Annotated in this window: 11 protein-coding genes; 5 read left to right on the top strand and 6 right to left on the bottom strand. The window is 72.0% G+C overall.

From position 1 onward, the window contains the following. Together G6028_RS04820 and G6028_RS04815 are read right to left on the bottom strand one after the other, a co-directional pair. Positions 1–249, bottom strand: a 249-nt coding sequence (locus G6028_RS04820) for a precorrin-6A/cobalt-precorrin-6A reductase (RefSeq protein ID WP_182658212.1), incomplete at its 3' end; no start/stop codon positions are given. Beyond that, positions 246–1,736, bottom strand: a complete 1,491-nt coding sequence (locus G6028_RS04815) for a cobyric acid synthase (protein WP_182658211.1) — start codon at positions 1,734–1,736, stop codon at positions 246–248. The genes G6028_RS04815 and G6028_RS04820, both read right to left, overlap by 4 nt. A gap of 193 nt (positions 1,737–1,929) precedes the next feature. Between G6028_RS04815 and G6028_RS04810 the strand changes: the two genes are divergently transcribed. The 5 genes from G6028_RS04810 (at position 1,930) to lepB (ending at position 5,576) form a co-directional block, all read left to right on the top strand. After that, the gene (locus G6028_RS04810; RefSeq protein WP_182658210.1) at positions 1,930–2,370 is read left to right on the top strand and encodes an Rrf2 family transcriptional regulator; all 441 of its coding nucleotides are present in this window, start codon (positions 1,930–1,932) and stop codon (positions 2,368–2,370) included. Positions 2,371–2,460: 90 nt separating this feature from the next. Beyond that, complete coding sequence (locus tag G6028_RS04805) at positions 2,461–3,738, top strand: globin domain-containing protein (protein ID WP_182658209.1); 1,278 nt, start codon at positions 2,461–2,463, stop codon at positions 3,736–3,738. Between the two features lie 79 nt (positions 3,739–3,817). Further along, positions 3,818–4,519 carry a Crp/Fnr family transcriptional regulator gene (locus G6028_RS04800; RefSeq protein ID WP_182658208.1) on the top strand — a complete coding sequence of 234 codons (702 nt, stop codon included), beginning with the start codon at positions 3,818–3,820 and terminating at the stop codon, positions 4,517–4,519. A 77-nt stretch (positions 4,520–4,596) separates the two neighbouring features. Then, positions 4,597–5,172, top strand: coding sequence for a DUF6448 family protein (locus tag G6028_RS04795; protein WP_182610283.1), 576 nt, complete (start codon positions 4,597–4,599; stop codon positions 5,170–5,172). Then, a complete protein-coding gene (gene lepB / locus G6028_RS04790; protein WP_277817570.1) occupies positions 5,172–5,576 on the top strand; it encodes a signal peptidase I in 405 nt (134 codons plus the stop codon). Before G6028_RS04795 ends, lepB begins: the two co-directional genes overlap by 1 nt. Before the next feature lie 30 nt (positions 5,577–5,606). Here lepB and G6028_RS04785 read toward each other — a convergent pair whose 3' ends face one another. The 4 genes from G6028_RS04785 to G6028_RS04770 all read right to left on the bottom strand — a co-directional run. Then, positions 5,607–6,413, bottom strand: a complete 807-nt coding sequence (locus tag G6028_RS04785) for a substrate-binding domain-containing protein (protein ID WP_182658206.1) — start codon at positions 6,411–6,413, stop codon at positions 5,607–5,609. 3 nt (positions 6,414–6,416) lie between these two features. Continuing rightward, positions 6,417–6,680, bottom strand: coding sequence for a ubiquitin family protein (locus G6028_RS04780; RefSeq protein WP_259847878.1), 264 nt, complete (start codon positions 6,678–6,680; stop codon positions 6,417–6,419). A gap of 54 nt (positions 6,681–6,734) precedes the next feature. Beyond that, positions 6,735–7,796, bottom strand: a complete 1,062-nt coding sequence (gene moaA, locus G6028_RS04775) for a GTP 3',8-cyclase MoaA (RefSeq protein ID WP_338404149.1) — start codon at positions 7,794–7,796, stop codon at positions 6,735–6,737. 62 nt (positions 7,797–7,858) lie between these two features. Beyond that, the coding region (locus tag G6028_RS04770; protein ID WP_182658205.1) for a uracil-xanthine permease family protein at positions 7,859–9,148 on the bottom strand (1,290 nt) is incomplete at its 5' end.

The raw sequence follows: 9,148 nt of genomic DNA, 5'->3' as shown, positions 1-9,148 counted from the left end.
GGCGGCGGCGTGAGCGGAGATCCCCGCGGCGAACGGGTGCGTGGCGTCCACGACCACGCGGACCCCCTGCGTGGAGAGGTGGTCGCGGAGCCCCTCGACCCCGCCGAAGCCGCCGATCCGGACCCGGCCCACGGGCAGGCGCGGACGCGCCACCCTCCCCGCCAGGGACGAGCAGAACTCGTGACCCGCGTCCTGCAGCAGTCTCGCCAGCTCCCGCGCCTCAGCGGTCCCACCCAGGACGAGGATCACCGCTCCGACCCCGGCGGCAGGGACGGCATCTCCGGCGCGCCCTCGCGGGCCAGCTCCAGCAGGGCGTCCAGGTCGAGGTGCTCCTCCGCCAGATCACCCAGCAGGTCCAGTCGCCTCTCGCGTGCGGCGGCGAAGTCCACACCGGAGGGTTCGCGGACCCGGCCGACACGGGCCGCCACCTCCGCGAGGTAGGCCTGACGGAACCCGTCGGACTCGAGGCTCCCGTGCCACATGGTGCCCGCCACACCGTCGCGCCTCGCACCCCCGAGGAACTCGGGGTCCGCGCCGAGGCCGATCCGCCCGTGGTGGATCTCGTACCCGGCCGCCGCGTGACCGAGCGCCTCCCCGGTGGGCAGCCGCAGGACCTTCTCCGGCCCGAACTCCGTCTCCACGTCCAGCAGCCCGAGCCCGTCGACCTCCGCGCCCTCGGGACCCTCCACCCCCTCCGGGTCCCGGACGAGTCGGCCGAGCATCTGGAAGCCACCGCAGATGCCGAACACCGACCCCCCGGCGTGGGCGTGGTCGATCACCGCGCGGTCCAGACCGCGGGAGCGGAGCCAGGCCAGGTCGTCGATCGTCGCGCGCGTGCCGGGCAGGACCACCAGGTCCGCGCCCCGGACGGTCCGGGGGTCGGTGACGAACTCCACGTCGACGTCCGGCTCCAGCCCCAGCGCGTCGACATCGGTGACGTTGCTGATCCGGGGCAGCCGGATCACGGCGACCCGCAACGCCCGGCCGGCGTCGGCGCGGCGACCGCCGATGTCCAGCGCGTCCTCGGAGTCGAGCCACACGTCGGGGCTCCAGGGCAGCACTCCGTGGACCCGCCGTCCGGTGAGCGCCTCGAGGTGGTCCAGCCCCGGTCCGAGGAGCGAGGGGTCACCGCGGAACTTGTTGACGACGAAGCCTGCGACGAGCCGCTGGTCAGCCGGCTCCAGGAGTGCCACCGTGCCGTACATCGCGGCGAAGACCCCGCCGCGGTCGATGTCGCCCACCACGACCACCGGCATGTCGGCGTGACGGGCCAGGCCCATGTTGACGTAGTCACCGGCACGGAGGTTGATCTCGGCAGGACTGCCCGCGCCCTCGCACAGCACCAGGTCGACCCGGTCGGCCAGGTCGTCGTATGCGGCATGGGCGGCGGTGGCAAGATGCACGCGACCGTCGACGAAGTCCCTGGACGAGACCGTCCCGGCGGGGCGGCCCATCACCACCACGTGGCTGCGCCGGTCGCCGCCCGGCTTGAGCAGCACCGGGTTCATCGCCACCTCGGGCTCGGCGCGTGCCGCGAGGGCCTGGATCCACTGCGCGCGCCCGATCTCCCCGAAGCCCGCCGGCCCCCGGACGACCATCGAGTTGTTGGACATGTTCTGCGCCTTGAACGGCGCGACCCTGACGCCCCGCCGGGCGAACGCCCGGCACAGCGCCGTCACCACCACGCTCTTGCCGGCATCCGACGTGGTGCCGGCGACGAGGAGGGAGGCTGCCATGGGGATCGATCCTAGCCGCGCCCTCCCCCACCCCCGCCGAGGTGCTCCGCCGAGGGTCCGACAGGCCGCGACGGTGAGGGGAACCCCGCGTTCCTGCTGGTGACACGCCCGCCAAATGCCCAGCTCAGAACGTATTTGAGATCACTGCGGACAAATGCGCTCCGGCGGTTCGCAATATGGCACGCTCGGCCTCGTGCAGTTGTCCAGGTTCTCCGATCTCGCGCTCCGCGCCCTCATGCGTCTCGCCGTGGCCGACGGGCGCGGGGACCGGATGACCGCCGGGGGCATCGCCGAGTCGGTGAACGCGTCGACGAGCCACGTGGCCAAGACCGTCTCCCGGCTCGTGGAGCTCGGCCTCGTCGAGTCCCGGCGGGGCCGGGGCGGTGGTCTCGCGATCACCGAGGCCGGTCGTCAGGCGTCCGTCGGGCAGCTGCTGCGTGAGCTCGAGGGACCGGGCGAGGTCGTGCAGTGCGAGGGCCCGGCGCCCTGCCCGCTGGCCGGCAACTGCAGCCTCCGTCGAGCCCTGGCCGAGGCCCGCGAGGCGTTCTTCGCCGCCCTCGATCCACTCACCGTCGCGGGCATCGTCCACACCCCGACCCGGCAGGTCCTGCTCAGCCTGGGCCCCGCCCCCTGACCGGTCGGCGACCACCGACCCACACCCCATCGCAGCCCGGCCCCTCAGGATGCCCGGGCGACCCCGTCGCGCCCACTGGAGGAGATCCGCATGACCACGTCACTCACCTCGCTCGAGACGATCCTCGCCCACCCGCGGGAGCTCTCGCCGCACAACGTCCCGATCATCCGCGAGACGCTCCCGGTCATCGGGGCGCACATCGACGAGATCACCCCGGTGTTCTACCGCACGATGTTCGGCAACCACCCCGAACTGCTTCGCGACACCTTCAACCGCGGCAACCAGAAGCTGGGCGCCCAGCAGCGCGCACTCGCCGCCTCCATCGCCACCTTCGCGACACTGCTGGTGGACGGGAGGAGCCCGGTCGACATGCTCGCCCGGATCGGCCACAAGCACGCGAGCCTCGGGATCACCGCCGACCAGTACCAGGTGGTCCACGACAACCTCTTCGCCGCGATCGTGGAGGTGCTGGGCGAGGCGATCACCCCGGAGATCGCGGCCGCGTGGGACGAGGTGTACTGGATCATGGCCGGCGTCCTGGTGGACTTCGAGAACGCCCTCTACGCCGAGGCCCGGGTCGAGCCGGGAGACGTCTTCCGGACCGCCGTCGTCCTGGGCCGGGAGGACGTCACCGACTCCGTCACCGTGCTGACCCTCGGCGGTCCCGACGGTGGCGACCTGCCGGACTTCCGACCCGGCCAGTACACCTCCGTCGGCGTGGTGCTGCCCGACGGCGCGCGTCAGTTGCGTCAGTACTCGCTGTCGGCGGCGCCGGGGTCGGGCACGTGGCGGATCGGCATCCGCCGGGTCGACGCGGTCTCCGGTGGCGCGGGTCCGTGCCCCGCCGGTGAGGTCTCCGGGTGGCTGCACGCCCACGCCCGGGTCGGCACCACGCTCCAGGTCACGCTGCCGTTCGGTGACCTGGTCCTGGACGCCGCGGGAACCGGGTCGGGCCCGGACGCGGCACCGGTCGTCCTGTGCTCGGCCGGGATCGGCATCACCCCGATGCTCGGCATGATCGCTCACCTGTCGGCGACCGACGATCCCCGGCGCGTGCTGATCCTGCACGCGGACCGCTCGCCCGACCAGCACGTTCTGGCCGATGAGGTGGCCGGCGAGTCCTCGCTGCTCGCCGACGCCGAGGTGCACACCTGGTACGAGCACGGCGCGGACACGACCGCCGGACCGGGCGCGGTCCACCACGGCGTCATGGACCTCTCCTCCGTCGAGCTCCCGGCGGGCGCACACGTCTTCCTGTGTGGGCCCACCGGCTTCCTCCAGTCGGTGCGCGCGACGTTCATCGAGGCCGGCGTGCCCGAACAGCGGATTCACGCCGAGCTCTTCGCCCCCAACGACTGGCTGGTCTAGTCCCGCGGGTGTGCCCGACGACCGCCGCGCTCACGATCAGCCCCACGCGAGGGAGCACCCGCGGTCACAATGGGACCCGATGACCCCCTCTCACGACCACCAGCACGCCGAGTCATGCGTCGCGGCGGTGCCGCTCTTCGCCCGGCTCTCACCCCGGCAGCAGGCCGAGGTGGCCTCGATGGCGCGTCCGCTCCGCGTCGAGCGCGGCGAGTGGATCGTGCGCGCGGGGCAGTCGTCGCCGCGATTGCTCGTGGTGCACGAGGGGCTGGTCAAGGTGGGCCGCACGGCGGAGGACGGCCGCGAGGCCACGCTGCGCCTCCTCGGCCCCGGCGACGTCGAGGGCGAGAGCGGCTTCCTCACCGGGACACGTCCGGAGAACGACTGCGTCGCGCTCGACCCCACGACGATGTGCGTCTTCGAGCACGGTTCGCTGGCCGGGCTCCTGAACCGATACCCGGACATCGGCGCATCCATGCTGCGCTCGCTCGCCATCCGCCTGGAGTCCACCGAGCGGATGCTCGCGGCCCGCACGCTGGCCGACGTCGGCGCACGTCTCGCCTCATATCTGCTCGACCTGCCCGCCGTCCGAGGCGTCGACGGGGTGGTGACGGTGCGACTGCCGATGTCCAAGAAGGACGTGGCCACCTACCTCGGCACCATCCCCGAGACCCTGAGCCGCCGACTCGCCGCGCTCGGGCGCGAGGGTCTTGTCGAGGTGCGCGGAGCCGAGGTCGACCTGCTCGATCCGGAGGGACTGGAGGAGCGGGCGGGCGGGGCTTGACCTAGGTCATGGGAACCCTCCCGTTCGGGCGCTACCGTCTGAGACGTACCAGTTCAGACCAGGGAAAGGACCCCGTCATGAACGTCACCTCGATCTTCGGCACGCTGCTCGGACTCGTCGTCCGTGAGGCCTCCGCCCACTGCGACACCGAGGACGGCCCGGCCGTCACCGACGGCCGCCGTGCCCTCGACAGCGGCAACGTCAATGTCGCCCTCAAGTGGGTCCACCCCGGGGGCGAGGACGAGGTCCGCGCCGTCTTCGACAAGGTCCGGCGCGTCCGGGTCGCGGGCGGCGAGACCAGGGAGGTCGCCGACAGGTGGTTTCTCGAGACCTTGGTCCGCGTGCACCGCGCGGGCGAGGGCGCCGGCTTCAGCGGACTCGCGCCCGCCGGTGCCGGCGTCGACCCTCGGGTGGTGGCCGCCGACGAGGCGCTGGAGCTCGGCAGCATCGAGCCCCTCAGGGGCCTGGTCGACGAGGACCGGTGGGACGAGCTCGAGCGTCGTTTCGACCACGCCATCGCGCTCAGGGGCTTCGACCCCGACGACCTCGTCGCCGCCCGCGAGTACATGGACGCCTACGTGCGATTCTTCAAGTACGCCGAGGGGCACGACCACGACCACCACGGTCACGACCACCACGAGCACGCGCCCTGATGTGGTGGCTCACCCGCGTCCGATCCGACTCAATGGAACCGACCCTGCGTGCCGGGCGGCTCGTTCTCACCAGGTCGCTCCGCCGGTCCACACCGATCCGCCGGGGCGACCTGGTCGTGGTGGATCACGCCGAGGTGGTCGGCCGCGTGCTCAAGAGGGTGGTCGGCCTGCCCGGCGAGCGCATCGAGATCGACGGCGGCGCGGTCCGCGTGGACGGCGTACCCCTCGAGGAGTTGTACGCCTCGTCGTCGTACTACCGCGGTGACTTCCACGTCCCGGCCGGGCACTATCTCCTCCTGGGTGACAACCGCGACTCCTCCTCCGACGGCCGCACCTGGCGTCAGCCCTACGTCGAGAGGTCGGCCATCACGGGTCGGCTCAGCGGGCGATGCCTCACCGCGTGACGTCGAGAACCCGGGTTTCAGTACCCCGGGTCACTCCGGCAGCGCGTCCAGTCCGGCACCCTCGAAGGTCCGGCGGCCGCGTTCGGAGGTCACGAGCTCGCGGAAACGGTCGGCCGCCACCCGTTCGGCCTCGCCCCCGGGCCCGCTCTCCCCGCTGGGGACGCGGGCCAGGACGTACCGGGTCGTTCCCGCCGACCGCATCAGGTCCCGCTCGCGACCCTCGGGACTGACGGGCGCCACCCACCCGTGCGAGCTCGCGACGTCAGTGCGGTAGACGATCCCGACGTCCATCTCGTTGTCCGCGAGCCGGGCACTGAGCGCGCGGGACCCCTCTTCCCATGTGACGTTCGTCGGCTCTACCGCCGAGACGGAGAGCACCTTCTCGGTCGCCCTGCCGCACGGGGTGTCCGGCGCACACAGGCCCACGCGCAGGTCCGGGCGGGACAGGTCGCCCAGTCCGCGCACGCCTTGGGGGTTTCCGGACGGTACCGCCACGACCACGTGGTTCCGGGCGAAGATCTGCGGTTCCGCGGCGGCTCCCTGTGCCACGGCGAGGTCCATCACCTCCTCGCTCGCGGAGGCGAAGACGTTGAGGTCCGTGCGGTCGGACAGCCCCTCGGCGATCTCGTCCGACCGCCCCAGTTCGAGGTGGACCCGGACCCCGGGATTCTCCTCCTCGAAGATCTGGATGAGGTCGGTGAACGCGACGGACAACGACGGCGCGGCGGCCACGCCGAGCGAGACGGTCGCGGTGGCCTCCGGTTTCTCGGTCGCACACGCGAGCCCGGAGCACACCAGGGCCACGCCCACCACCGCGATCCCCTGACGCCGACCCACCGGTCAACCCCCGGCGAAGGGGGGCAGGATGTCGATCACGGAGACCCCGTCGATCGAGGCGAGGGGGTCGCGCGTGGTCTCCTCGCCGATGAGGAAGGACGACACCGTGACGATGCTGGCCAACGGCTCACCGTGCCTCTCGCAGACCTCCCGGGCCAGTTCACCGATGGTCGTCGCGTCCGTGTGGAGGCGCTCGCGGGCGGTGCCGGCCGCGTCCTCGGCCGCCGCGTAGTACCCCACGGTGATCATTCTCGATGTCCTGCTCACGGTGTCGACTCTAGCCCGTGCCCCCGACGCGCCGCCGCCGCTTTCGGTGACACGTCATCCGCCTATGGCGCCCATCGACCGGCGCGGCCGGTGGAACGCCGTCCCACCGATGCCGTGTCCGGCCTGCTTACCCCACATCGCCCCGCGCCACACCCGGGCGATCTCCGCGTCCTGCGCCCCGGAGCGCAACACACCCAACACGTCGGTCTCGTCATCACTGAACAAGCAGGATCTCACGGTCCCCTCGGCGGTCAGCCGCGTCCGGTCACAGGCCGCGCAGAAGTTGCGGGTGACGGTGGCGATCACCCCGACGTGGGCCGGGGACCCCGCGACCGAGCGTCCGGCCACCTCCCACAGTTCGGCCGGGGCGGACGGGTCCTCGCGACCGGCGGGCACCAGGTCGAAGCGCGCACCCAACACGTCGAGCAGCTCCTGCGCCGTGACCATCTCGACCCTGGACCAGGTGTTGTCGGCGTCGAGCGGCATCTCCTCGATGAACCGCAGCTGCACGCCCTCCTCGAGAGCCCATTCCAGCAGGTCGGGAGCCCCCGGCAGGGTGGCCCTCATCGGCACGGCGTTGACCTTGACCGGGGCGAGTCCCGCCTCGACCGCGGCACGGACCCCGCGGAGCACCGACGGCAGCCGGTCGCGACGGGTGAGCTCGGCGAACTCGAGGCGGTCGACCGTGTCCAGGGAGATGTTGATCCGGTCGAGCCCGGCCTCGACCAGTGCGCCCACCCGGTGCTCGAGGCCCACGCCGTTGGTGGTGAGGGCGACCGGAAGGTCAGGGCACGCCTCCCGGGTCCCGGCGACGATCCTCTCGAGGTCCTGCCGCATCAGGGGTTCGCCGCCGGTGAAGCGCACCTCGCGGACCCCGAGGTCGTGATGCGCCAGCGTGACCAGCCGGATCACCTCGTCGGTGGTCATGCGTGCGGCCTCCGGGATGGGCGGCAGCCCCTCCTCCGGCATGCAGTACGTGCAGCGCAGGGAGCACTTCTCCGTCAGCGACACGCGCAGGTCCCGCCCGGTGCGACCGAAGGTGTCGATGAGCAACGGGGTGGCCGGCCGCGCGCCGTCGGGGCGCGGCCGAGGGCTCGGGATGTCGGTCGCGGTCACGCGCACCTCCGATCTGCCGGGCGTTCTGGTCGAGTGTAGGCGCGTGAGCGCCACCCCGCCGTCTACCTCTCCGGCACCTCCACCTCCGGGTTCGGCCCGAGGAGGGTGAGCTCGTGGATCTCGTCGCGCTCGGCCTGCGCTCTCAACTGCGGCGCGATCAGCCGGGCGAGGTGGTACCCCAGCACCACCACGAGGGTGCCGAGCGCGATCCCGCCGAGCTGGAAGTCGTCCGTCACGGTCAGGGTCGTATCGCCCACGGCGATCACCACGCCCGCCGCCACCGGGACCAGGTTGAGCGGGTTGCCGAAGTCGACCCGGTTCTCCTTCCAGATCTTCGCCCCGAGCAGGCCGATCATCCCGTAGAGCACCACGGTGATCCCGCCCAGCACGCCGCCGGGCGTCGCCGAGATCACCGCGCCCAGCTTGGGCGAGCAGCCCAGGAGGATCGCGGTCAGCGCCGCCACCACGTACGCGGCCGTGGAGTAGACCTTGGTCGCGGCCATCACCCCGATGTTCTCGGCGTACGTCGTCGTCGCCGATCCGCCGAACGAGGTGGCCAGGACGGTGCCCGCACCGTCGGCGGCCAGGGCGCGGCCCATCAGGCCGTCGGTCTCGGTGCGCGTGATCTCGCCGATCGCCTTGACGTGACCCGCGTTCTCGGCGATCAGGGCGATGATCCCGGGGACGATCAGCAGCACGAACGCCAGGGAGAAGTCGGGCGCGTGGATGCCCACCACGCCCGCGGCCTCGTCGGTCATGGGCGGCAACCCGAGCCACGGCGCGTCCCCGACGCCCGACCAGTCCACCCGCAGGTGCTCGGTCACCTCGCCGGCGGTGGCGCTGAACGAGGTGATCGGACCGGTCACCAGGTCGAGCACCCAGGACAGGACGTAGCCGAAGATCAGCGCGAGGAAGATCGCGATCCGGCCGGCGAAGCCCTTCAGACCCACCGTCATCAGGATCAGCGCGACCATCACCGTCAGCGCCACCCACTGGTCCTGCGGCCAGTAGGTCTCGGCCACCACGGGTGCCAGGTTGAAGCCCAGCAGCATCACCACGGCGCCGGTGACGACCGGGGGCAGCACGGCGGTGACCACGCGCCCGCCCACCACGTGCACGATGACGCCGACCACGGCGAGGGTCGCACCCGCCACCAGCATCGCGCCGGTGACCTCCGCGCTCGTACCGCCCTGCGCGCGGATCGCCGCGACCGCCCCGACGAACGCCACCGAGGTGCCCAGGTAGCTGGGGACCTGCCCCTTGACGATCGCCAGGAACAGCAGCGTGCACACGCCGGAGAAGAGGATCGCGAGCTGCGGGTTGAGCCCCATGATGATGGGGAAGACGAACGT

This window comes from Dietzia cercidiphylli, assembly GCF_014145145.1.
Classification (GTDB): domain Bacteria; phylum Actinomycetota; class Actinomycetes; order Mycobacteriales; family Mycobacteriaceae; genus Dietzia; species Dietzia natronolimnaea.
This window is presented reverse-complemented; position numbering and strand designations above follow the sequence as displayed.

What these genes read in the sequence shown, in the direction of transcription:
- G6028_RS04815 (WP_182658211.1), bottom strand. Translation starts at nt 1,736, where the DNA reads ATGGCAGCCTCCCTCCTCGTCGCCGGCACCACGTCGGATGCCGGCAAG.
- G6028_RS04805 (WP_182658209.1), top strand. Translation starts at nt 2,461, where the DNA reads ATGACCACGTCACTCACCTCGCTCGAGACGATCCTCGCCCACCCGCGG.
- G6028_RS04800 (WP_182658208.1), top strand. Translation starts at nt 3,818, where the DNA reads ATGACCCCCTCTCACGACCACCAGCACGCCGAGTCATGCGTCGCGGCG.
- G6028_RS04795 (WP_182610283.1), top strand. Translation starts at nt 4,597, where the DNA reads ATGAACGTCACCTCGATCTTCGGCACGCTGCTCGGACTCGTCGTCCGT.
- lepB (WP_277817570.1), top strand. Translation starts at nt 5,172, where the DNA reads ATGTGGTGGCTCACCCGCGTCCGATCCGACTCAATGGAACCGACCCTG.